The organism is Caballeronia sp. M23-90 (assembly GCF_053574605.1).
In genome coordinates this window covers 1-23184 of the sequence record NZ_JBSIPA010000051.1, presented here as the reverse complement: position 1 = coordinate 23184, position 23184 = coordinate 1, and the positions used below count along the sequence as shown (strand labels likewise).

20 protein-coding genes are annotated in these 23184 nt (G+C 60.5%); 10 read left to right on the top strand and 10 right to left on the bottom strand.

What is annotated here, in order from left to right; genetic code table 11:
• Positions 1-257 (top strand): citrate/2-methylcitrate synthase (locus ACRXB1_RS08175; RefSeq protein ID WP_449491723.1); only part of this gene is annotated, 257 nt, incomplete at its 5' end.
• Between the two features lie 21 nt (positions 258-278).
• Positions 279-1727, top strand: a complete 1449-nt coding sequence (locus ACRXB1_RS08170; RefSeq protein WP_062002665.1) for a bifunctional 2-methylcitrate dehydratase/aconitate hydratase — start codon at positions 279-281, stop codon at positions 1725-1727.
• A 76-nt stretch (positions 1728-1803) separates the two neighbouring features.
• Here the strand turns inward: ACRXB1_RS08170 and ACRXB1_RS08165 are convergent, their stop codons facing one another.
• Positions 1804-2877 (bottom strand): AI-2E family transporter, encoded by a 1074-nt coding sequence (locus ACRXB1_RS08165; RefSeq protein ID WP_062003641.1) that lies wholly within the window; start codon positions 2875-2877, stop codon positions 1804-1806.
• 274 nt (positions 2878-3151) lie between these two features.
• Here ACRXB1_RS08165 and ACRXB1_RS08160 point away from each other — a divergent pair, with 274 nt between their 5' ends.
• Positions 3152-3667 carry an OmpA family protein gene (locus ACRXB1_RS08160; RefSeq protein WP_069638405.1) on the top strand — a complete coding sequence of 172 codons (516 nt, stop codon included), beginning with the start codon at positions 3152-3154 and terminating at the stop codon, positions 3665-3667.
• A 30-nt stretch (positions 3668-3697) separates the two neighbouring features.
• Here ACRXB1_RS08160 and ACRXB1_RS08155 read toward each other — a convergent pair whose 3' ends face one another.
• From ACRXB1_RS08155 to ACRXB1_RS08145, 3 genes are read right to left on the bottom strand one after another with little or no spacing between them, the layout of a single operon-like run.
• Positions 3698-5719, bottom strand: a complete 2022-nt coding sequence (locus ACRXB1_RS08155; protein ID WP_449491722.1) for an acetyl/propionyl/methylcrotonyl-CoA carboxylase subunit alpha — start codon at positions 5717-5719, stop codon at positions 3698-3700.
• A 22-nt stretch (positions 5720-5741) separates the two neighbouring features.
• Entirely contained in the window at positions 5742-7349 is a 1608-nt protein-coding gene (locus tag ACRXB1_RS08150) for a carboxyl transferase domain-containing protein (protein WP_075358911.1), read from the bottom strand.
• Positions 7350-7363: 14 nt separating this feature from the next.
• A complete protein-coding gene (locus ACRXB1_RS08145; RefSeq protein WP_062172390.1) occupies positions 7364-8545 on the bottom strand; it encodes an isovaleryl-CoA dehydrogenase in 1182 nt (393 codons plus the stop codon).
• Between the two features lie 162 nt (positions 8546-8707).
• Between ACRXB1_RS08145 and ACRXB1_RS08140 the strand changes: the two genes are divergently transcribed.
• Positions 8708-9430 carry a TetR/AcrR family transcriptional regulator gene (locus ACRXB1_RS08140; protein ID WP_449491721.1) on the top strand — a complete coding sequence of 241 codons (723 nt, stop codon included), beginning with the start codon at positions 8708-8710 and terminating at the stop codon, positions 9428-9430.
• A gap of 60 nt (positions 9431-9490) precedes the next feature.
• On the opposite strand, the gene ACRXB1_RS08135 is transcribed toward ACRXB1_RS08140, so the two are convergent.
• Positions 9491-10384 (bottom strand): ferritin-like domain-containing protein, encoded by an 894-nt coding sequence (locus ACRXB1_RS08135; RefSeq protein ID WP_449491724.1) that lies wholly within the window; start codon positions 10382-10384, stop codon positions 9491-9493.
• A 135-nt stretch (positions 10385-10519) separates the two neighbouring features.
• The gene (locus tag ACRXB1_RS08130; RefSeq protein ID WP_062002658.1) at positions 10520-11938 is read right to left on the bottom strand and encodes an MFS transporter; all 1419 of its coding nucleotides are present in this window, start codon (positions 11936-11938) and stop codon (positions 10520-10522) included.
• Between the two features lie 171 nt (positions 11939-12109).
• Here ACRXB1_RS08130 and ACRXB1_RS08125 point away from each other — a divergent pair, with 171 nt between their 5' ends.
• The 3 genes from ACRXB1_RS08125 to ACRXB1_RS08115 all read left to right on the top strand — a co-directional run bounded on the left by ACRXB1_RS08125 (position 12110) and on the right by ACRXB1_RS08115 (position 14751).
• The gene (locus tag ACRXB1_RS08125) at positions 12110-13627 is read left to right on the top strand and encodes a flavin-containing monooxygenase (RefSeq protein ID WP_449491720.1); all 1518 of its coding nucleotides are present in this window, start codon (positions 12110-12112) and stop codon (positions 13625-13627) included.
• Positions 13628-13773: 146 nt separating this feature from the next.
• Positions 13774-14205 carry a BspC domain-containing protein gene (locus ACRXB1_RS08120; protein ID WP_062002656.1) on the top strand — a complete coding sequence of 144 codons (432 nt, stop codon included), beginning with the start codon at positions 13774-13776 and terminating at the stop codon, positions 14203-14205.
• 309 nt (positions 14206-14514) lie between these two features.
• Complete coding sequence (locus tag ACRXB1_RS08115; RefSeq protein WP_062172385.1) at positions 14515-14751, top strand: hypothetical protein; 237 nt, start codon at positions 14515-14517, stop codon at positions 14749-14751.
• Positions 14752-14815: 64 nt separating this feature from the next.
• On the opposite strand, the gene ACRXB1_RS08110 is transcribed toward ACRXB1_RS08115, so the two are convergent.
• Positions 14816-15832: an AraC family transcriptional regulator gene (locus tag ACRXB1_RS08110; protein WP_449491719.1), complete on the bottom strand. Its 1017-nt coding sequence runs from the start codon at positions 15830-15832 to the stop codon at positions 14816-14818.
• A 432-nt stretch (positions 15833-16264) separates the two neighbouring features.
• Between ACRXB1_RS08110 and ACRXB1_RS08105 the strand changes: the two genes are divergently transcribed.
• Entirely contained in the window at positions 16265-17308 is a 1044-nt protein-coding gene (locus tag ACRXB1_RS08105) for an aldo/keto reductase (protein WP_062002652.1), read from the top strand.
• On the opposite strand, the gene ACRXB1_RS08100 is transcribed toward ACRXB1_RS08105, so the two are convergent.
• Entirely contained in the window at positions 17305-17832 is a 528-nt protein-coding gene (locus ACRXB1_RS08100) for a GNAT family N-acetyltransferase (protein WP_449491718.1), read from the bottom strand. The two genes, ACRXB1_RS08105 and ACRXB1_RS08100, sit on opposite strands and share 4 nt — an antisense overlap.
• 69 nt (positions 17833-17901) lie before the next feature.
• Positions 17902-18768 carry a glucose 1-dehydrogenase gene (locus tag ACRXB1_RS08095; protein ID WP_375508246.1) on the bottom strand — a complete coding sequence of 289 codons (867 nt, stop codon included), beginning with the start codon at positions 18766-18768 and terminating at the stop codon, positions 17902-17904.
• 178 nt (positions 18769-18946) lie between these two features.
• Between ACRXB1_RS08095 and ACRXB1_RS08090 the strand changes: the two genes are divergently transcribed.
• Complete coding sequence (locus ACRXB1_RS08090; protein WP_375508245.1) at positions 18947-20131, top strand: 4-hydroxybenzoate 3-monooxygenase; 1185 nt, start codon at positions 18947-18949, stop codon at positions 20129-20131.
• Positions 20132-20149: 18 nt separating this feature from the next.
• Here the strand turns inward: ACRXB1_RS08090 and ACRXB1_RS08085 are convergent, their stop codons facing one another.
• Positions 20150-22486, bottom strand: a complete 2337-nt coding sequence (locus ACRXB1_RS08085) for an amylo-alpha-1,6-glucosidase (RefSeq protein ID WP_449491717.1) — start codon at positions 22484-22486, stop codon at positions 20150-20152.
• A gap of 183 nt (positions 22487-22669) precedes the next feature.
• Here ACRXB1_RS08085 and ACRXB1_RS08080 point away from each other — a divergent pair.
• The coding region (locus ACRXB1_RS08080; RefSeq protein WP_449491716.1) for a SpoVR family protein at positions 22670-23184 on the top strand (515 nt) is incomplete at its 3' end.

Below are 23184 nucleotides of genomic sequence, written 5' to 3'. Positions count from 1 at the left end.
ACATCGCCGAGCGCCTCGAAACGACGATGTGGGACGCAAAGAAGATGTTCCCGAACCTGGACTGGTTCAGCGCGGTGTCGTATCACGCCATGGGCGTGCCCACCGCCATGTTCACGCCGCTGTTCGTAATCGCGCGCACGTCGGGCTGGAGCGCGCACATCATCGAACAACGTATCGACAACAAGATCATTCGCCCGAGCGCAAATTACACCGGGCCTGACAATCTCAAGTTCGAGCCTTTGAACAAACGCAAATAATTACGGAGACATCCTGAGCATATGAGCCACATTTCAAACGTCCGGCCCGAGCCGGATCGCGTACTGGTCGACATAGTCGACTACGTTCTCAACTACAAGATCGACAGCGAAATTGCGCTCGACACCGCGCGCAATTGCCTGATCGATACCCTCGGTTGCGGACTCGAAGCCCTCACCTATCCCGCTTGCACCAAGCTGATGGGACCCATCGTGCCTGGCACGATCGTCCCCAACGGCGCCAAGGTGCCGGGTACATCGTTCCAGCTCGACCCGGTTCAGGCCGCGTTCAATATCGGCGCGATGATCCGCTGGCTCGACTTCAACGACACATGGCTTGCCGCAGAATGGGGTCATCCGTCGGATAACCTCGGCGGCATTCTTGCCACAGCCGACTGGCTCTCGCGCAACGCTGTCGCCACCGGCAAAAAGCCGCTGACAATGAAAGACGTCCTGATCGGCATGATCAAGGCGCACGAAATTCAAGGCTGTATCGCGCTGGAAAACTCGTTCAACAAGGTCGGGCTCGATCACGTGTTGCTGGTGAAGCTGGCATCGACGGCGGTGGTCGGACAGTTGATCGGCTTGACGCGCGATGAGCTGATCAACGCAGTCTCATTGGCTTTCGTCGATGGCCATTCGCTGCGCACCTATCGTCACGCGCCGAATACCGGTTCGCGCAAATCATGGGCCGCCGGCGATGCGACCTCCCGCGCCGTGCGTCTCGCGTTGATCGCGAAGACGGGCGAGATGGGTTATCCGTCGGTTCTGACCGCCAAGACGTGGGGCTTTTACGATGTCCTGTTCAAGGGCAACGAATTCAAGTTCCAGCGTCCATACGGTTCTTACGTGATGGAGAACGTGCTCTTCAAGATCTCGTTCCCGGCCGAATTCCACTCGCAGACCGCGGTGGAAGCGGCAATGACGTTAAACACGAAACTCGCTGAAGCCGGCAAAAAAGTTGAAGACATCAGGAAGATCACGATCCGCACGCATGAAGCGGCGATTCGGATCATCGATAAAAAAGGTCCGCTCGATAACCCCGCCGACCGCGATCACTGCATCCAGTACATGGTGGCCGTGCCGCTGATCTACGGCCGGCTGACGGCATCGGATTACGAAGATTCGATTGCAAAGGATCCGCGTATCGATACCTTGCGCGCGAAGATCGAATGCGTGGAAGACCCGCAATTCACGAAGGATTATTTCGATCCCGAGAAGCGTTCGATCGCCAATGCGTTGACCGTCGAATTCAATGACGGCAGCACCTTCGACGAGCTGGTCGTCGAATACCCGATCGGACACAAGCGCCGCCGCGAAGACGGCATTCCTCTCCTGGTCGAGAAGTTCAGGACCAACCTCGCACGGCGTTTTCCGGCGAAGCAGCAAGAGGCGATCATTGCGGCATCGCTGGACCAGGCAACGCTTGAGGCAATGCCGGTCAATGAATATGTTGATCTGTACGTAATCTGATACTGGCGCAGACAAAGGAAAAGGCGGTCCAACGAAAGTGGGTACCGCCTTTTTTCATGACTCGGACGCTACTGGCTCAATGCACCCAGTCATTCCAAAGCACGACCAGAATCGTCATCAACGCCGGTCCGATAAACAATCCCACCAGACCAAACGTCTCCGCCCCGCCGAGAATGCCGAAGAGCACGAGCAAGAACGGCAACCTCGCCGCGCCGCCGATCAGCACCGGCCGCACCGCATGTTCGGCCACGAACACGACCACGAAACCAAACACCGCAACGCAGATCGCAGCCACCGTTGCGCCTTGAGCCAGCAACCACAAAGCCGCGCCCAAAAACACAATCGGCGCGCAGAACGGCAACATGGCTGCAACGGCGGTCAGCATGCCGAGAAGCGTCGCATGTGGCACACCGGTGACGGCATAGGCCACACCCAGCAGCGCGCCTTCTCCGAGCCCTACGACGACCAAACCCGTCACCGTGCTGCGAACCGAATCCGCCATGCGCCGGGCAAGCGCTGCACCATCCGATCCAAACGCGCGTCTCGACCCTTCGAGCAGTTGCTCACCCAGTTTCGACCCCGCCTTGAACAAGAAGAACAACGTGACGAGCATGAAGCTGAACACGATCAACCCGTGCGCGACACGCCCGCCGAAATGCCGCGTCATCGCGACAATGGTTGCGCTGTGAAAGTGCTTGGCCGCCGGCGATGAACCGAGAGGCGTAGCAAGATTCTCCTGCCACCACGCGGCGACCTGCTTCGATCCCATCGGCAGATGATTGACCAGATCGGGCATGGTGATCCCGCTTCGCAACGATTCCTGAACCCATCGGATCAGGTCGTTTGCCTCGCTGCCCGCCTGGGCCGCGACCACTATGAACGGCACCACGAACACGAGCGCGAGCACCACCGTCATGCCGATTGCAAGCCAGGTGCTTCGGTTCCGGAACAATGGCCGCTTTTCCAGCCATGTCAGCAATGGCCACAAAGCAATGGCAATCACCGCTGCCCACACGACGGCGGGGATGAAGTCGCGGATCATCCAGATGGCGACTGCCACGAGGACCGTGTAGAGCAACCCCGAAGCGGTACGTTGCAACCGCCGTGTGCGATCCTTTTCGTCGTCAGAAGTCTGATCGCGTGGATTCATGAAACGTCCTTGTAATTGCTTCCAAAGTTGAAGCTCAAAATGTTTATAAAACGCATGCCGCGTGGCGGCGACGCAAATCTGTTTGTAATCCGCATGAAGCGTGATGCCAGCCACGCATTGTAATTCGAGCGGGAAGCGGCCAGAATCAAGGGGCTTTTTCCCAGCAACCGCGCTTCAATCTGCCATCGCATCTTTTGATCTAATTTCACACTCACCAATTTCCGTTTCCCTATAATCGGTTCCCTCGCCCCGGCATCCGTTCAAGAGATTTGCAGTGAAAGCTATTCGTACCATTGTCAACGCATGTGCAACAACAGCAATGCTTGCCGGTTGCGCGTCGGGCCTGAACCGGACGAAGGAAGAAGCGATCAACCAGAAGGTCGGAATCGTAGTCCATCCCGCACACGGCGGCGTTGAGCTGCGCCTTCAGGAATCGGCGCTGTTCGACTTCGATGAAGCATCGATGCGCCCCGAAGGCATCGTCGTACTCGACCGCGCAGCGGTGCTGCTGAAGCGCAGTACACGACCCATCATGGTCGAAGGACACACCGACAACGTGGGGCCGCTCGACTACAACCAGACCCTGTCGACGGCACGCGCGAACGCGGTCGCCGATGCGCTTGTCGCACGCGGCGTTCCCGCTGCGCGCATCAAGACCCGCGGCATTGCATTTTCGGAGCCGATCGCGTCCAACGCCACGCCCGAAGGGCGTGCGCTGAACCGGCGAGTTGAGATTCTGGTCAGGACCGAGACCGAAGAAACGCTGCTGGGACGCGTCAAAAAGAAATGACGCGCGCCGTCGAGCGCCGTTGTGTGAAGCTTATTTGACGGCCTGCACATCCATCATCAGGAGCTGCGCGCCATCGGTGACCTGATCGCCGACACCGAACAGGATCTCGCCAACGGTGCCGCTCGCGGGCGCGACGATCGTGTGCTCCATCTTCATGGCTTCCATCACCAGCAAGGGCGCCCCCTTCTCCACCACGGCGCCGGCCTCCACCAGCACGGCGATCACCTTGCCCGGCATCGGCGCGGTCAGGCGGCCTTCGCCATGTTCGGCATCAGCGGCGTGGGCAAGCAGATTCAGCCATTCAAACGCCAACGATACCCCCGCGTAGAACACATGGAACACATCGCCGTCTACGAAGACGCGCCCCTTGATCCGTGTGTCCCCGATCAGCACCACGAACGAATGCGGCTCATCGCCGTGCGACCAGTCGAATGCAAGCGTCTCGCCGGGCAGCTCGAGCTGCTTGTTGTCCGCCCGGCCCGATGTTGAACCGCGCGCGAAGACGGCCACGATTTCATCGTCGGAATCGGCGAGGCGCCAGTTCAGCGCTTGCGTGTAACCGCCGCTCATGCGCCAGTGCGATAACGCGTCCCACGGCGACGCGCCACGCACTTCTCCACCTTCGCGCGTAAGTAGCGCAGCGCAAGCAAGCGCGAGCGTGTGTGTCTTGGATACGGTCGATGGCGCAAACAACGTGTCGTGATGACGCTCGATCAGGCCCGTATCCAGGTCGCCCGACGCGAACGGTTCGCTTACGACGATCCGATGCAGGAACTCGATATTCGTCGATGGACCCACGACCTCGCATTGTTTCAACGCAAGCGCCATGCGCAGCAACGCATCGTCACGATCGTGACCGTGCACGATCAGCTTGGCGATCATCGGGTCATAGAACGGCGTGATGGTATCGCCCTCGCGCACGCCGCTATCAATGCGCACGTTCCCGTTCAACTGAAACTCGACCGCTTCGGGCAAGCGTAAATGCTTCAGCGTTCCAGTCGATGGCAAAAATCCGCGCGAAGGATTTTCGGCATAAATGCGCGCCTCGATCGCGTGGCCGCTCACCTTGAGTTGATCCTGCAACAGCGGCAACGGTTCGCCGCTCGCCACGCGCAGTTGCCACTCGACGAGATCGAGACCGGTGACCATTTCGGTCACGGGATGTTCGACCTGAAGCCGCGTGTTCATTTCCATGAAGTAGAACTGGCCGTCGCCGGTCATGATGAATTCGACCGTACCCGCGCCGACGTAATTCACGGCACGTGCGGCGGCGACTGCGGCTTCGCCCATCGCCTTGCGTACTTCGGCTGAAAGGCCCGGAGCCGGCGCCTCTTCGAGCACCTTCTGATGACGGCGCTGCACCGAGCAATCGCGATCGAAGAGATACACAGCATTGCCATGCTGGTCGGCGAACACCTGCACTTCCACATGGCGCGGGCGCTGCAGGTATTTTTCGATCAGCACGCGATCATTGCCAAAGCTGCTTGAGGCTTCACGTTTGCACGACAACAGCGCTGACGCGAAGTCCGCGCTCTGCTCGACGACGCGCATGCCTTTTCCGCCGCCACCCGCGCTTGCTTTAAGCAGCACCGGATAACCGATGCCATCGGCTTCCTTCTGCAACAGCGCCGCATCCTGACTGTCGCCGTGATAACCCGGCACGAGCGGCACCGAAGCTGATTGCATCAGCGCCTTGGCCGCCGCCTTCGATCCCATCGCGGAAATCGCTTCGACCGGCGGCCCGATAAACACGAGTCCCGCCTTCTCGCAAGCCCGCGCGAATTCTTCGTTCTCCGATAGAAAACCATATCCCGGATGTACGGCTTGCGCGCCGGTTTTCAGCGCAGCATCGATGATCTTGTCGATCCGCAGATAACTTTCAGACGCCGCCGCACCGCCCACATGCACCGCTTCATCGCAGACGGCGACGTGCTTCGATTGTGCATCGGCATCGGAATAAACTGCCACGCTGCCCACGCCCAGGCGTTTGCAAGTCGCGGCCACGCGGCACGCAATCTCGCCGCGATTCGCAATCAGTATTTTGTTGAACATGACGAAGCCCGGGAAGAAGTGATCACATCCGGAACACGCCAAAACGCGTGTCCTCGATAGGCGCATTCATTGACGCCGCCAGTCCCAGCCCAAGCACGTCGCGGGTCTGCGCGGGGTCGATCACGCCGTCGTCCCACAGCCGCGCGCTCGCGTAATACGGATGCCCCTGCACCTCGTATTGCTCGCGGATAGGCGACTTGAACGCTTCCTCTTCTTCCTTCGACCACGAACCACCTTTCCCTTCGATCCCATCGCGACGCACGGTTGCCAGCACTGAAGCCGCCTGTTCGCCGCCCATCACCGAGATGCGCGCGTTCGGCCACATCCAGAGGAAACGGGGCGAATATGCACGCCCGCACATGCCGTAGTTTCCTGCGCCAAACGATCCGCCGATGATCACCGTGAACTTGGGCACTTTCGCCGTCGCAACAGCGGTCACCATCTTCGCGCCGTTACGCGCGATGCCTTCGTTCTCGTACTTGCGCCCGACCATGAACCCCGTGATGTTCTGCAGGAACACTAACGGAATCTTCCGCTGGCAGCACAGCTCGATAAAATGCGCGCCCTTCAACGCCGATTCTGAAAACAGGATGCCGTTGTTCGCGATGATGCCGACCGGATGTCCCCAGACATGCGCGAATCCGCAAACGAGCGTTGTGCCGTAGCGCGCCTTGAATTCGTCGAAGGCGGAGTCATCGACAATGCGTGCGATCACTTCGCGGATATCGAACGGCTTGCGGGTATCCGCCGGAATCACGCCGTAGATGCTGTGCGGATCATGACGCGGCGGCAGCGATTCCTTGAGCACCAAGGGCGTTGGCTTCACACGATTCAGGTTGCCAACAATGCTGCGCGCTATCCCCAATGCATGCGCATCGTTTTGCGCAAGATGATCGACCACGCCCGAGAGGCGCGTGTGCACGTCGCCGCCGCCGAGATCTTCAGCGCTGACTTCTTCGCCGGTCGCGGCTTTCACGAGCGGCGGACCGCCCAGGAAAATCGTGCCCTGGTTCTTCACGATGATCGATTCGTCACTCATCGCCGGCACGTATGCACCGCCTGCCGTGCACGAACCCATCACCACGGCGATCTGCGAAATGCCTTTCGCCGACATGTTCGCCTGGTTGTAGAAGATGCGGCCGAAGTGATCGCGATCGGGGAAGACATCGTCCTGGTTCGGCAGGTTCGCGCCGCCCGAATCCACGAGATACACACATGGCAAGTGGTTCTCTTCCGCGATCTCCTGCGCACGAAGATGCTTCTTGACCGTCACGGGATAATAAGTACCGCCCTTCACGGTGGCATCGTTGCAGACGATCACGCATTCCTGCCCTGCAATCCTGCCGATGCCCGTGATCACTCCCGCGCCGGGCGCATCGTCGTTATACATGCCGAATGCGGCAAGCTGCGAGAACTCGAGAAACGGCGTGCCCGGATCGAGCAGTTGCCCGATGCGATCCCGCGGCAAGAGTTTGCCGCGCGACAGATGTTTGTCGCGTGCGGCTTGCCCGCCGCCCAACGCAATCTTCGCGACCTTCTCTTTCAGATCCGCCACCAGGGCTTCGAGCGCCGCCGTGTTCGCGCGAAATTCGTCGCTACGGGGATTCAGTTTCGATTCGATGATCGGCATGAGTGTCTATGCCCTCAAGCCGTTTCGGCGAACAATTCGCGCCCGATCAACATGCGGCGGATCTCGCTCGTGCCCGCGCCGATTTCATAGAGCTTCGCGTCGCGCCACAAACGGCCAACCGGGTATTCGTTGATATAACCATTGCCGCCGAGAATCTGGATGGCTTCGCCGGCCATCCACGTCGCTTTCTCTGCGGTGTAGAGGATCACGCCCGCGCAGTCCTTGCGCACCTGGCGGCCGTGTCCCGCGCCGAGCGTATCGAGCTGACGGCCCACTGCATAGAGATACGCGCGGCAGGCTTGCAGCGTCGTGTAGAGATCAGCGACCTTGCCTTGAATCAATTGAAACTCGCCGATCGCCTGGCCAAACTGTTTGCGATCGTGGATGTACGGCACGACCGCGTCCATGCACGCGACCATGATGCCCGTCGGGCCGCCGGCCAACACCGCGCGTTCGTAATCAAGGCCGCTCATGAGCACTTTCACACCGCCGTTCAACTGGCCGAGCACATTCTCCTTCGGCACTTCTACGTTCTCGAACACGAGTTCGCCGGTATGCGAACCACGCATGCCGAGCTTGTCGAGTTTCTGCGCGACCGAAAAACCCTTCATACCCTTCTCGACGATGAACGCGGTAATCCCCTTCGCACCCGCCTCGATATCGGTCTTCGCGTACACGACCAGCGTGTCGCAATCGGGACCGTTGGTAATCCACATCTTCGTGCCGTTGAGCACGTAATGATCGCCCTTTTCATCGGCGCGAAGTTTCATGCTGACCACGTCCGATCCGGCGTTCGGCTCGCTCATTGCCAACGCGCCGATGTGTTCGCCCGATATCAACCCCGGCAGATACTTGCGCTTCTGCGCTTCCGTGCCGTTGCGATGAATCTGGTTCACGCACAAGTTCGAATGCGCGCCATACGACAATCCCACCGACGCCGACGCCCGCGAGATCTCCTCCATGGCGACCATGTGCGCGGTGTAACCCATGTTCGCGCCGCCGTACTCCTCCGAGACGGTCATGCCGAGCACGCCCAGATCGCCGAATTTCTTCCAGAGGTCCATGGGAAACTGATCGGTTTTATCGATTTCAGCGGCGCGCGGCGCAATCTCTTTTGCGGCGAAATTGGCGAGCGAATCGCGCAACATGTCGATGTCTTCGCCCAGGGCGAAATTCAGACCGGGTACGTCGTTCATGCGGGTCTCCTCCTTCGGGGTATCGGCGGGGCTCTATCGGAGCAGTGAGTGATACTCACACACACCGATTTGCTTGATATTCGGCAGTTTCATGCCGAACCCCACTTTCCGTCAATAGGGATTTGAGCTACGCTCACATTTGTCGAACCCAACCTCAAAGCCATGTCCTCATCGTCCGTCACCGGAAATCGCCGCACGCCTGCAGGCGTCAAGTCGCAGCAACGCGTGAAGGACATTCTTCAGGCCGGCCGAGATGTCTTCGCCGAAAAAGGCTACGACGCGGCCACCAGCGCCGAAATCGCCCAGCGCGCCGGGATTTCGGAGGCGACCGTGTTCAGTTATTTCAGCGGCAAGCGGGAATTGTGCGCGCGGGTGATTGCGGATTGGTACGACGAGATCATCGATGCCTTCGAATCCGGCCTTCCCCGCGATGGCAGCGTGCGGCAGCAGTTTGCGTTCATCGTGAAGACGCATTTGCGACTGATGCTGGTGAACGGTACGGGATTGTGTGCGCTGGTTTTATCGGAGGGTCGCACGAAACATCACGACCTGAGCGACACGCTCACGGACTTGCAACGCCGATACACCGCGCCGCTGATGAACGTTTTGTCGCACGGGCAGAGCATAGGCCAGGTGCGCGCGGATCTGCCGCTACGCTTGCTCCGGTCGCTGGTTTTCGGGCCGATGGAGCATGTCCTGTGGGACGCGACGCTCGCGAAGCGGCATCTGAGCCAGGCTCAGATCGACACGACGGCAACCGAACTCGTCGATGTGCTCTGGACCGCGCTGCAGCCACCTGCTGCAAACCTGACTGCGCTTGCGCAGTTCAGACAGGACGTGGAAGAGGCGTCGCGCCGGTTCGAGGCGTCGCGGCTCGCAAAATAGCGGGCACCGGCCGGGTCCATGGGCGCAGGCGGGACAGACCGTTAGTTGCGTTTATATTCACTACTTTATGAACCGGCGAGCGATTCCGGCTAACCAGGGCACTGTCGTTGGACGAAGCAGACGCGTATCGTAGCCGCCCATCCGGCGCTCGTTCTCGGTCAGACATAACTCGATCAGCGCCTTCGCCGATATCCCCCCGCCCACCGAATCCCCGACGTTCGCCGGGAAATTCATGTCCTGCGCGGCGCCACCGGTGTCGAACCCTTTGGCCAGCGATATCCGGTCTCGAATCAGCGATACCCAGACGCTCGCGGTCTTCATGAGAAACCACGGCCGTTTGTACCAGGGCAGATTCCGCCGATACCACGCAACCCAGTTCGCGAAAAACAGGATATGGCGCGCCTCTTCCTGAATCACCGGCTCGAACGTTTCAACCAGTTCTTCGGGAAAATAGCCCGTCTGCTTCGCGGCTTCGAACAAACCGTACGCGAAAAAACTATCGATGCATTCGCTGTACCCCGTGAGCATCCAGGCGCGCAGTGCATCGTCGGGCGCTGGATACGGCGGTTCGGGCGCAAGGTCGATGCCGTACGCCTGCACGAGCCTCGACAACACGATCTTGTGGCGCGCTTCCTCGCCGCCATTCATGGTGACGGCTTCGCGCAGCAACGGGTCCTTGATGGTGTGAGCAAACGTCGCTACACGAATCGACGCGCGCCCTTCCGTCTGGACCGCGATGTCCCAGATGGGCAACGAGGTGATGCGCTTGAGCGCGGCCGGCGCGAGTAACGGCCAGTCGATCACTGCAGGCTTGTAGGGGTTGTGCGTGGTGAGCAGCATTTCGCAGAACATGCGTTTGTGCTGCGGGGAACCAATCTGAATCTTGCCGATGGAACCATACGACCAGTGGCGCATTGCGTGGTCGGCTTCGGCAGGCGTGAGCGTGTCGGACATGGCATAACGGAGAGTTAATCGCGTCATGCAGATTTTGGCATAACACGCGTCATCCTGCCGTCATGCAGGGCGGCGTCTGCCGCCTGAACGCCAACCGTATAGCGTCCTATGCCGACAATATCGCTTTAAAAATCATCATCTCGAGATCTGTTCAAGCGCCATATCCCGCGTCTTCGGGCCCATGAAGCCGATCGCGAGCATGACCACGATCATCGCCCCGGCGATAAACACGAACACGCCCGTCGTTCCCGCCGCCTTCAGCACGCCCGCGATGAAAAACGACGTGAAAATGGCCGAAAAACGGCTCCACGAATAGACGAATCCAACGGCGCGCGCCCGGATGCTCGTCGGGAACAGCTCGCTCTGATACGCATGGAAACTGTAGGACATGATGTTGCTGGCAAGCGTGAGTCCCACGCCCATTGCAACCAGGAGCGCCGCGCCCGAGACCTGGCTGAAGACCAGTCCGCACACCACGATCATGCCGGCCATCGCAACGATCACGCTCTTGCGCTCGAATTTATCGGCGATGAACAAGCCGATGATTGGCCCGACCGGCGCGGCGATCGCGATGATCGTCGAGTACATGAGGCTGGTCGTGATGGTGATGCCCTGCCGGATCAGAAGCGTCGGGACCCAGTTGGCGAAGCCGTAGAAACCGACCGTCTGAAACACGTTGAAGATGATCATCATGGTCGCGCGTTTGCCGTAGGGCGCGACCCACATGTCGCTGAACGCACCGCGCGTGCTGACGGGTTCGGGCGCGGCGGGCACAGGCAACGGCCGGCCGTATTCCTTTTCGACCCTGGCTTCCAGGGCGGTCATGATGGCGTCGGCTTCCGTCAGCCGGCCTTTTTGCGCCAGCCAGCGCGGACTCTCGGGCAACGCGCGGCGGATGAACCATACGAACAGCGCGCCGTGTGCGCCGATCAATACGACCCAGCGCCAGCCATCGAAGCCGAAGGGTTTGTTCGGGACCAGCGCGTAGGACAGGAACGCGACCACCGGCACGGCCATGAATCCAATTGCCTGTTCGCATGCAAAAGCCCGGCCGCGAATGTGCTTCGGCACGAGTTCCGAAATGTACGTGCCGATGGTCACCAGTTCCACGCCGATCCCCAGGCCCGCCATGAAGCGCCAGAAGTTGAGGCCGCCCGCGGTGTCCTGGAAAGCCATGATCACGTTCGCGGCTGTGTACCAGAGCAGGGAGTAAGTGAAGATCGCGCGCCGCCCGAAGCGATCGGCGAGAAACCCGCAAGCGATCGTGCCAATGAAAAGCCCGAGAAACAGCGACGCGATAAAACTCGCCACGCCCGTGAAGCCAAACAACCCGACTGTCGTCGATGTCAGGATTCCGCTCTTCACCAGCCCGGGTGCGACGTAGCCCGAGTACAGCAGGTCGTAGAGTTCGAAGAAGAAACCGAGGCTCAGCAACACGACGAGCGTCCACATGGAACGGGTTGCAGGCAAACGGTCGAGCCGCGCAGAAATCGACCCCGCCGATAAAGAGCCGGCTGTGGCCTGAGGGACTTCATATTCCTGGCGGGTGGTCATCGATCATGTCTCCGTGGCGTGGCCGCTTTGTTTTGGCGCCGGCGCGCATTTTAACGGTCAACGTGCCAGTTTGTTGCAGATAATGAAGATTCCAGGGCTGTGGCCTGCCTCCCGTTTGGTGCCAAAATTTGAGATAGTCTGTCCCCGCCCGTCACGCTCACTGCCGAAACCGTGCATCAAGACGCCTCCTCGCCCGCCGCGAATGAACCCGAACGCATCGACATAGCGGTCATAGGCTCGGGCTTTGCCGGTCTTTGCATGGCGATCCGGCTGAAACAGGCCGGCATGAACGATTTTTTCGTGGCCGAGCAGGCGGCGTCGCTTGGCGGCACATGGCGTGACAACCATTACCCTGGCTGCGCCTGCGACGTGCAGGCCCACGTCTATTCGTTCTCGTTCGCGCCGCATCCGGGCTGGACGCGGCTATACGCGCCGCAAGCCGAGATCCGCGCGTACCTTGAGGATTGCGCGGCGCGGTTCGGTATTGGAGCGCATTTGCGTTTCAACGAAACGCTGCAACGCGCCACCTTCGATGAACCCACGCAACGCTGGATCCTGCGATTTTCAACGGGCAGGAAAGTGTCGGCGCGCGTGCTGATTGCGGGGATGGGCGGGTTGTCGCGGGCATCCGTTCCGGCAATCCCGGGCATCGATACATTCGAAGGACCGTGTTTCCATTCGCAGCATTGGGATCACGAGATGCCGCTGGAAGGCAAACGGGTTGCTGTGATCGGCACGGGCGCGAGTGCGATCCAGTTCGTGCCCGAAATCGCGGCGCGCGTGGCGCATCTCGACGTGTTTCAACGCACGCCGCCGTGGATCATGCCGAAGAACGACCGCAAACTGGGCAAGCTCGAACGATGGATCCTGAAGCACGTTCCGCTCGCGCAATGGCTGCTGCGCGCGACGCTTTACTGGATGCTCGAAGCGCGTGTTTTGGGGTTCGTCGTGCATCCGGCCCTCATGAAAGTGATCCAGAAGGTCGCTCTCAGGCATCTGCACAAACAGGTCGCCGATCCTGAACTGAGACTTGCGCTCACACCGGATTACACCATCGGCTGCAAGCGGATCCTGATCTCGAACGACTATTACCCGGCGGTATCGCGCGGCAATGTGTCGGTGGTGACGCAGTCCATCGTGCGCGTGGAATCCAGCGCAATCGTCACCGCCGATAACGTCCGCCACCCCGCCGACTGCATCATCTTCGGCACCGGCTTCCAGGTCTCGAAGCCCTTCACACGCGGCGTGATAATCGGTCGCGGCGGCGTTCGAATCACCGATACCTGGCGCTACGGCGCCCACGCTTACCTCGGCACGACGCTGCCGGACTATCCGAACTTTTTCATGCTCGTCGGTCCAAACTCAGGCCTCGCGCATAACTCGATGGTCTACATGATCGAGTCGCAAGTCACCTACGTCATGGAAGCGCTCGCCTATATGCGCGATCGCGGCGTGGCCAGCATCGATGTAAAGCCGGAAGTCGAAGCCAAGTACAACGTCCGTATTCAGCAGCATTTGAACCGCGCGATCTGGGCAAAAGGCGGCTGCAAAAGCTGGTATATCGATCCGGCTTCAGGCAGGAATACCGCTTTATGGCCAGGCTTCAGCTGGAAATTCCGGAAGGCTTCGAGCGTGTTCAAACCAGACGAATACATCATGCAGCCGGCGATTTCACGTACCAATGTATAGGTCACGTTTTTGTAACGCGCCGAAGCCGCGCGTATACTTCGGCGAAATGTCTTTTGCCCTTCGCGTTCGCCACGGGCGCGAAGATCGGACCAACAAGGCCGCGTCCTTCATGGATGCGCGTATCGAGGATACTGAGAATCGCCAGCATGAGAAAGCTCCGCTCGTCCCCCGCCGCTGTAATCGGATTGTTAGCTACCGCCTCCTTTTTCTCTCTTGTTCACGCGCAGGAAGCGCCGGACCCATCGAAGGAAGACTACGCGTATCTCACGCGCATGCACGTTCCCCAGCCCGTGATCCGCTGCGTCGCCGCTTTCGACAACTGGGTCGCGCTTACGCCGAAATACGACACCTTTATAGTGCCGGACCGGCGCGTGTTGAACGCAAGGATCGACGACGACACCACCGTCTTCAGCGCGGGCAATCCTGTTCCGGTTGATGAAGTGATCATCATGCGCGCCTTCGCAAAAACGCGCGGCCATTCGCAGTGGACTCGGCTCGATAGCCGTTGCGGCGTGAAAGACGGCCGCGTGGTTGGTGTTTCGCTCACGCCAAATGTAAAGCCGCAGATCGTTCGGTAACAGCGCGGGCGCCTGCGCCCTTTTGCGTCCTTTCCTGAATATTTCCAAGCATACGTTTCCTTACAAAGGCACACGGCTTGTCATTTATCTAATTGCTAAATTGATTTCACGGGATTCACTTGGAGAAACCGATGAAACGATTAGCGATTCTTGTCGCACTTGCAGTGGTCCTCGGCAGTTCCTTGGGCGGTTGCATCGTAGTTCCGGATGGTGGTGGATATCACCATCACGACTACTACGGCCGCTACTAGCACTGACGACCCGCGCATCGACGGCATTCATAACTGACAAAACGCGAAGGAAACCATCATGTTGAAACTCAAGAAAGGCTTGTTGCTTGCATCGCTCGCTGCTGCTGCCGTGACGAGTATTGGTGTATCGAACGCGGCATCCGCCGATGAGCATTTCCGCCCCGGCTACGTGCATGTCGACAGCCGCGGCTGGCACGGCGACCGTTACTACGATGGCCACCGGTACTGGGAACGTCGTGAATGGGAACGCCGTCACGCGCCACATCACTATGCGCCGCCGCATCGGTACTATTGATTGCGCGGGTCGAGTAAAAAAGCCAGGGGAAGTCCCCTGGCTTTTTTATTGGTGCGCGTATGGCTCATGCGCCGGTCGAATCGCGCCATCTGCGGGTATCGCGCAGAGGCGGCGCGCCGAACAAACGGCTGTACTCGCGGCTGAATTGCGATGCGCTTTCATAACCCACGCGATGCGCCGCCGTGGCTGCATCCGTCATGTCGATCAGCATCAGCCGGCGCGCTTCCTGCAGCCGCAACTGCTTCTGGTATTGCAGCGGGCTCATGGCCGTCACCGCCTTGAAATGATGATGCAGCGAAGACACGCTCATGTGCACGTCACGCGCGATCGATTCCACACGCAGCGGCTGGTCGAAGTTCTGGCGCAGCATCATGATGGCCTTCGCGATGCGCTGCGTCTGACTGTCCTGCAACGCAATCTGGCGCAGGCGCGCTCCCGAGCCGTTCATCAGGAGCCTGTAGAGGATTTCGCGCTTGATCATGGGCGCGAGGATGGGGATGTCCTCAGGCGTGTCCATCAGGCGCAAGAGCCGCAGCACGGCATCGAGCATGGGCGTGCCAAGGCGGTTCACGTAAAGGCCGCGGGTGGCATCGGCGTGAGTGGGCGGCGGCAGGCTTTCGTCGCGTATCAGCGCGGTGATTTCTTCCACGTCCATGTCCAGCCGAAGTCCAAGATAAGGCTTGTCTTCGGTTGCGCCCGTCACCTGCCCCATCACCGGCAAATCCACCGATGAAACCAGGTAATGCATCGGGTCATAAACATAGAGTTCGTCGCCGACCATGATCCGCTTGGACCCCTGCGCGATCAGGCCGAGCGCCGGCGTCTGCATGCCGTGGCTCGGACCGCCGCAATGCACGATCCGATGCACGTGCAAACCCTTGACCGCGGTCTCGTGCGAGCCCTCGTGGTCGGCGGTAAGCCGTTCGAGCAAGGCGACTAGGTCAAGGCGCGCGTGATCCAGGCCGGGGTCGAGCGGCGCGGTATCGTGACCGTTGACCGGCTCGCGTTGTGCCGACGGATCCGGATGGTCGGCATGTTGTCTTGGATCGATGGCGGAATCCGCCGTCTCATTCAGGGCCATGATTCGCATTCAGTGAGTTGGCGTCTGCGCGGCAAAACGGGCAACAACGGCGCCGGGGGTGAAGAGGGATAACCGTCAGCCGGACCTCAATGATGCATGCAGTTTGCATGCAATGCGCCTGTTTGCGGATACGTGAGGCGTTTGAAGTGCTGCCGGTGAATTGCACTCAGCTTACTCGCGCGCGGGCGTTTTCGCCCAGCGCCGCACGTGGCGTTTGCAGAATCGGGCAATGATCCGACAGGATCAGGCTAGCCTTTCGGCATATCGCAGGCAGATACTGGATTGTCGCGGCCAGCCATCGCCGCGCCGAACGGGCGTTCGGTGCGCAAGCCGCGCACGCGGTCCACGCATTGCGCATTCGTAATCCCAGTGCGGCGGTGTGGCAGTGCACGCCGGCCGCGCGATCCAAGGACGAATTCTAAGGAACCCAGCATGCGCAACAAAAAATTTGGCAATACCGGCTTGTTCGTCTCAGAACTCTGCCTCGGCACGATGACCTTCGGCGAAGGCGGCATCTGGACGAACATCGGCGGGCTGCAGCAGGCGGACGCGGACAAACTCATCGGCCGGGCGCTGGACGCGGGTATCAACTTCCTCGATACCGCCGATGTCTACGCCGACGGCACCTCCGAAATCATGACGGGTCAGGCGCTGAAAAATCTGAAAGTGCCACGCGAGAACGTCGTGGTCGCGACCAAGATCCACGGCGAAACCGGCACGAAGGGCGTCAATTCGCGCGGCGCGTCGCGCTTTCATATCATCGATGGCGTGAAGGCGAGCCTGAAGCGCCTGCAACTGGATCATATCGATTTGTACCAGTTGCATGGTTTCGATCCCGCCACGCCCATGGAAGAAGCGCTGCGCGCGCTCGACACGCTCGTGCAGCATGGTCACGTGCGGTATGTAGGCGTATCCAACTGGGCGGCCTGGCAGATTGCGAAGGCGCTGGGGATTTCGGAGCGGCTCGGGCTTGCACGCTTCGAATCCCTGCAGGCTTATTACACGATCGCCGGGCGCGACCTCGAGCGCGAAATCGTGCCTATGCTGAAGAGCGAAAACGTCGGGCTGATGGTCTGGAGTCCGCTTGCGGGCGGCCTGCTGAGCGGCAAATACAAGCGCGACGGCAGTTCCAGCGAGCAAGGGCGCCGCACCAACTTCCAGTTCCCGCCGGTGAACATGGAGCGTGCGCACGATTGCATCGACGCCATGGCGAAAATGGCCGAAGCCAAGGGCGTGACGATCGCGCAAATTGCGCTCGCGTGGCTGCTGCATCAGAAAGTGGTGACCACGGTGATCGTGGGAGCGAAGCGGATCGAGCAACTCGATGACAACATCGCCGCGACCAACGTCAAGTTGAATGACGACGAACTCGCCGCGCTCGATGAAGTCAGCCAACTCGCAAGCGAATATCCGGGCTGGATGCTGGCACGTACGGGCGAGTACCGATTGAACCAGTTGAAGGAATCGAACGGTTAATCCTTCCGGGAAGGGTCGAACGGCAAGGTCATGAGCACCGAGTCGTGATACTTGCCGTCGACTTTCAATGCGCGCGGTTCACGCGCGTATTCCACGAATCCCGCCTTCCGATAAAGCCGCAACGCCGCCTCGTTGTCAGGCGAAACGGTCAACTGAATCTCCTCGACCACGCTGCGAGCATGGTCCAGCACGGCCTGAACCACGGCCGCGGCGAGACCCGTTCCGCGCGCCACCGGGCGCACGTACATGCCATAGAGCGTGCCCTTGTGCCTGACCTTCGCCCCATGCGGCACGATCAGGCCGGCGGTACCGTCCAGACTCTCCGTGTTCGCATCGTCACGTTGTAAAAACCCGCCGAACACGGCTGCATCCGTCAGCCGTTGCCCGAACCACGAAAGCGGTTTGTCCTTCTCGTCTTCGTACGCGGAGCCGAAGCCATCAGGATGTTGCTCGAGGCCTTCCAGCCTGAGTTCGCGGTACGCGGCGGCATCGGCGGAGGTAAGACGACGGATCGTGAATGACATGGGCGTCCGGCTCGAGGAATGTGCGAACGCGCAGTGTCGCATGCACGCCTCGAGCTTTGAAGACGCACCTCAAATAATCGGCTTGCCGCCCGTCACGGCGATCGTCGCACCGGAAATATAGCTCCCTTCATCCGATGCCAGCAGCACATACGCCGCCGCCAGTTCGGCTGGTTGGCCAGGGCGCTTCATCGGCACTTGCGAGCCGAAGTTCTTGACCTTTTCGGGGTCCATCGTCGATGGAATCAGCGGCGTCCAGATCGGCCCTGGCGCCACGCCGTTCGCACGAATGCCTTTCTCGGCCAGCAACTGCGCAAGGCCGCCCGTGAAGTTCTGGATCGCACCCTTGGTCGTCGCGTACGCGATCAGGCCGGGATTCGGAGCGTCCGCGTTCACCGATGTCGTGTTCACGATCGAACTACCGGGCTGCATATGCGGCACGGCAGCCTTGGTGATCCGGAACATCGCGCCGATGTTCGTCGAGAACGTCTTGTCCCATTCTTCGTCGCTGATCTCCTCCAGGCTGTCATAGGTCATCTGGTAGGCGGCGTTGTTCACGAGGACATCGACACGCCCGAAGGTCTCGACCGTTTTCGCCACGAGCGCGCGGCAATGCGCGTAATCAGTGATGTCGCCGGGTAGCAGCAGCGACTTGCGCCCGGCTTCCTCGACCCATCGCGCGGTCTCTTTCGCGTCCTCGTCTTCGTCGAGGTAGGAGATTGCAATGTCTGCGCCTTCGCGCGCAAACGCAATCGCCACCGCCCGGCCAATGCCACTGTCGGCACCGGTAATCAACGCAATCTTGCCCGCGAGTTTGCCCGCGCCCTTGTAGCTCTTTTCACCGTGATCGGGCTGCGGGTCCATCGGCTGTGTGTGACCAGGCTGCTGGTTTTGCGGTTGTTCGGGGAACGGCGGTTTCGGGTACGAGATCAGGGCCATTTGCGTTGCTCCAGATAGGGTTGAAGGATGCTCAATCTCAGCAAGCACCGGACCCAGCTACGCCCATGACCCTTTATCGACTATCGGAATATTGTCTATCTGCGCTATCGCGTTGCGCGATATGGTGCACATCCGCAGACTCTCTCGACAATCAAAACAACGCATAACGGAGACAATCATGCGTACACAAGTCGGAATCGTCGGCGCGGGTCCTGCCGGCCTGCTGCTTTCTCATCTGCTGCATCTGCGCGGTATCGAATCGGTCGTCCTCGAAGCGCGCAACCGCAGTGACATTGAATCCACCATTCGCGCCGGCGTACTCGAACAAGGCACGATGGACCTGCTCAACGAAGCCGGACTCGGCGCGCGAATGCGAGCCGAAGGCGCGGTGCATCACGGCTTTGAACTCGCATTCGAAGGGCAGCGCCGCCGCATTGCGCTGACCGAACTCACCGGGCATTCAATCACCGTCTATGCCCAGCACGAAGTGATCAAGGACCTGGTCGGCGCACGCGTGGCAGCGGACGGCGCGTTGAAATTCGGGGTATCGGGTGTGTCGTTGCATGATTTTGAATCAGCGGCAGGCACAAGCCGGCCTCGCATCAAATACTCACACGAAGGCGATGCACACGAGCTCGAGTGTGACTTCATCGTGGGTTGCGACGGGTCTCAGGGCGTTGCGCGTGGCTCGATGCCACAAGCGCAGCGGCACGATTACCAGCGCATCTATCCGTTCGGCTGGTTCGGAATCCTGGTGGAAGCGCCGCCCTCGTCGAACGAACTGATTTACGCGCGTCACGACCGTGGCTTTGCGCTGATCAGCACGCGTTCGCCGAGCGTGCAGCGCATGTATTTCCAGTGCGATCCCAAGGATTCAGCCGATGCCTGGTCGGACGACCGCATCTGGGCAGAACTTCACGCCCGTGTGGATACGCATGACGGCTGGCAAATTACGGAGGGCAGGATCTTCCAGAAGAATATTGTCGGCATGCGCAGCTTCGTCTCCACACCAATGCAATCGGGCAAGCTTTTCCTGGCCGGAGACGCTGCGCACATCGTCCCGCCGACGGGCGCAAAAGGCATGAATCTCGCCGTTTCCGATGTCCGCGTGCTGACCGCCGCGTTGCGTGCCTTCTACGAAGAAGGCACGAGCGAGCAACTGGATCGTTACACGGAAACCGCGTTGAAACGCATCTGGCGCGCGGAGCATTTCTCGTGGTGGATGACCCGGATGCTGCACAAGCTCGACGACACCTCGCCGTTCGAGCAGCGCCTGCAAGTGGCCGAACTGGAACACGTGACGACATCGCGCGCCGCCGCCACGGCGCTGGCCGAAAACTACGTCGGCAGCGTCGCGGTTTAAGCGCTGTACTTTGGCGATTTAGAGAACGGCGACCACGCGAACGTCGCCTTCCACCGACGGCACGATCTGCCCGCCCACACGCCGGAAGGTTATCGATACGGTCTTTTCGCCGACACGCAACTCGCCGATCTCGAGCCAGTCGATACCATCCGGCAGTTGCGGCCGGTCGATACGCACTTCGCCTCGCTCGGCATCGATGGCGATTCCCAGGCACGCTTCGAGGATCATGAACGGCGAACCTGCCGCCCATGCTTGCGGCAGGCACGCAACCGGATAGCCGATAGGACGCTCGCCGCGTTGCCGCGTGAAACCGCAGAACAGCTCGGGCAGGCGCATGTCGAAGGTGACGGCGGATTCGAACAGCGCCTGCAGCAGGCGTACTGCGCCGCCGCGGTCGCCGTATCGAGCGAGTCCGCGAGCGCACATGGCGGTGTCGTGCGGCCAGACTGAACCATTGTGATACGACATGGGGTTGAATCGCGGCTGGCCGGCAGCAAGCGTACGAACGCCCCAGCCGGTGTGGAACAAGGTCGATTCCAGTTGCCGCGCCACGGCCTCGCCCCGGCTGCGCTCGACCAGATCAAACGCCAGCAAATGCCCGGCGTTCGATGACAGCACCTTGCACAGCTCGCCCTTGCCGTCGAGCGCAATGCCGTAGAACTCTGACTCGGGCATCCAGAACATGGTCTCCACGCGCTCACGAATGTGCTGTGCGCGTTTGTCGAAGGACGCCGCGTCATCCGGCATGCCGCGTTGCCGCGCGAAACGGGCCATGGTTGCAAATGCCGTCGATGCATAGCCCTGCACTTCGATGAGCGAAATCGGGCCGATCGGGAAGCTGCCGTCTGCGTGAAACACCGAGTCGTGACTGTCCTTCCAACCCTGGTTGGCGAGCCCGTGTTCTGTCGCGCGCTGGTAGCTCAGCAAGCCGTATTCGTTCTTGTCGCAATGACCTGCGATCCACTTTGCCGCCAGTTGCAGCGAAGGCCACAATTCGTCGATAAGCGCCGTATCGCCCGTTCGCTCCGCATAAGCCCCGGCCAACGCAACGAAGAGCGGCGTGCTGTCCACGCCGCCGTAATACATTGCAAATGGCACCTCGCCGGTCGCAGCCATTTCGCTGTTGCGGGTCTCGTGCATGATCTTGCCGATTTCGGCATCGCGAAAAGCCGAGTCCTCACGCGCCTGGTTGGCTGCGAGAAAGCGCAGCACGCCGCGCGCAAGCGACGGATCCAGCCACAACATCTGCAGCGACGTGATGATTGCGTCACGACCGAACGCGGTCGAGAACCATGGAATCCCCGCATACGGATACGGTCCCGTTTCGAGGTCGGTGGTAAGCAATCCCAGGTCGGCCAGCGACCGGTCGATCCACTCGCTGAAGAGCGGATTGCTCGAACGCACCCGCGCGACCGAGCGGCGTCTGTCGCGCATGCGCCTGTGAGCATCGACCAGTGCCTCGCGGATCGCCGGGCGCCCCGATTCCGGCGCGCATTCCGCACCTTCCTCGGCGATCTTCTTGCTTTCCGCGCTCGCATCGCTCAACGCATGCGTGAGCGCCGTTACCGACAGGTAAATCGACATGGCCGTTTCCGGCTGGATTCGCAACGCGTAATCGGCTCGGCTGACTGTCAGCGAATGCGGCGCGGGGGAGAACTGGATGCGCGCGGTCCGCTCGACTTCATCGAGACCCGTGTAGCGAAGTACCACTTCTCCGTCTTCGATGCACGGCTCGCGCATTTCCCCGCGTTTGGGACGCGTGGAACCGCGGACCTCGAACATGTCGTGAAAGTCGGCCGCAAAGTCGATGGACAGCGGCACCGTCGCCGGTTCCGTGCCGTAATTGGTCAATACAATGGCTTCGTGCAGCACGTGCCGCGACAGCACGCGCCGGCGCTCGATGTGAAGCACCCCTTCCGGCGTGGTCGCACCACCGATGGGGGGCAGCGGCCGGTTGGTCATGTGCGCGGTAAAAACGGCGTTGTCGCTGGATACGCTCCCCGACAGCAACGACGGCGCGCGGCCGCCGAAGGTCAGGCGAAGCTGCGACAGCACGCGGGTATCGTTGACGAAGAGCCCATCGTCGTTGCCGCGGATGTCTCCATTGGCGTCGTTCACGACGAACGTATTGCCTGCCTTGAGCACGAACTGACGCTCATTCGCATAATTCGAGTGTTCTGTTGCGATAAATGCGCCGTCAGTCACCGCGAGGGGCGTGGTGGGAGCAACTTCGCGCACACCGACCGTGCTGCGCACCGGATCGGGAAGGTCGTCGTGCGCGGGGCTACGGCCAGCGGCAGCGGCCTTCTGGTCGTCAAGCGACTGATTTGCCTGCTGTTGTTCCTTCGTTTCCATTACACCTTCCTGAAAAAGAGTTGCCTGGACACTCGGCTTACCCGGCCATATCGGCCACCGTTGGCGGATTGTACGGCCGGAGCCTGCGAATCAATTTGCCGGGACCGGAGGCGTGCACGCGGCGGACCCGCTATCATCGACCGTTTTTCGACCGACGCTCACCCAACCGGTTCTCCAAGCTGCATGTCTTTCCCACATATCGATCTACTTTATTCGGCTTCTGGCCTCGCCGTCGGCTTTCTGGTCGGACTCACCGGCGTTGGCGGCGGATCGCTGATGACCCCGCTGCTCGTGCTGCTGTTCGGCATTCATCCTGCCACGGCGGTCGGCACCGACCTGCTTTATGCAGCCGCGACCAAGTCCGCCGGCACGCTGGTCCATGGATTGAAAGGCTCCGTGGACTGGCGCATCACGGGACGGCTTGCGGCAGGAAGCATTCCCGCCGCCGCCATCACGCTGTTCCTGCTTCACCGGTACGGCCTGAACACGCCCGCAGCCGCGCGGGTCATCCAGCTAGTACTGGGTTACGCGCTCCTGATCACCGCCCTGTCGCTCGTGTTCCGCCCGCAACTCGCGCAACGCTATGGGCTCGACGTCTATCCCATCCAGCTTGAACTCATCAGCGCCGAGCAGATGATGGACGCATATGCGTCGGTTGGCATGCCGGTGAATTATCGGCACTGGTCGTTCGGCAAGCA

Bases quoted from the DNA above. Each gene is read 5' to 3' on its own strand.
- ACRXB1_RS08170 (WP_062002665.1), top strand. From the start codon at position 279: ATGAGCCACATTTCAAACGTCCGGCCCGAGCCGGATCGCGTACTGGTC.
- ACRXB1_RS08165 (WP_062003641.1), bottom strand. From the start codon at position 2,877: ATGAATCCACGCGATCAGACTTCTGACGACGAAAAGGATCGCACACGG.
- ACRXB1_RS08155 (WP_449491722.1), bottom strand. From the start codon at position 5,719: ATGTTCAACAAAATACTGATTGCGAATCGCGGCGAGATTGCGTGCCGC.
- ACRXB1_RS08150 (WP_075358911.1), bottom strand. From the start codon at position 7,349: ATGCCGATCATCGAATCGAAACTGAATCCCCGTAGCGACGAATTTCGC.
- ACRXB1_RS08145 (WP_062172390.1), bottom strand. From the start codon at position 8,545: ATGAACGACGTACCCGGTCTGAATTTCGCCCTGGGCGAAGACATCGAC.
- ACRXB1_RS08140 (WP_449491721.1), top strand. From the start codon at position 8,708: ATGTCCTCATCGTCCGTCACCGGAAATCGCCGCACGCCTGCAGGCGTC.
- ACRXB1_RS08135 (WP_449491724.1), bottom strand. From the start codon at position 10,384: ATGTCCGACACGCTCACGCCTGCCGAAGCCGACCACGCAATGCGCCAC.
- ACRXB1_RS08130 (WP_062002658.1), bottom strand. From the start codon at position 11,938: ATGACCACCCGCCAGGAATATGAAGTCCCTCAGGCCACAGCCGGCTCT.
- ACRXB1_RS08120 (WP_062002656.1), top strand. From the start codon at position 13,774: ATGAGAAAGCTCCGCTCGTCCCCCGCCGCTGTAATCGGATTGTTAGCT.
- ACRXB1_RS08115 (WP_062172385.1), top strand. From the start codon at position 14,515: ATGTTGAAACTCAAGAAAGGCTTGTTGCTTGCATCGCTCGCTGCTGCT.
- ACRXB1_RS08110 (WP_449491719.1), bottom strand. From the start codon at position 15,832: ATGGCCCTGAATGAGACGGCGGATTCCGCCATCGATCCAAGACAACAT.
- ACRXB1_RS08105 (WP_062002652.1), top strand. From the start codon at position 16,265: ATGCGCAACAAAAAATTTGGCAATACCGGCTTGTTCGTCTCAGAACTC.
- ACRXB1_RS08100 (WP_449491718.1), bottom strand. From the start codon at position 17,832: ATGTCATTCACGATCCGTCGTCTTACCTCCGCCGATGCCGCCGCGTAC.
- ACRXB1_RS08095 (WP_375508246.1), bottom strand. From the start codon at position 18,768: ATGGCCCTGATCTCGTACCCGAAACCGCCGTTCCCCGAACAACCGCAA.
- ACRXB1_RS08090 (WP_375508245.1), top strand. From the start codon at position 18,947: ATGCGTACACAAGTCGGAATCGTCGGCGCGGGTCCTGCCGGCCTGCTG.
- ACRXB1_RS08085 (WP_449491717.1), bottom strand. From the start codon at position 22,486: ATGGAAACGAAGGAACAACAGCAGGCAAATCAGTCGCTTGACGACCAG.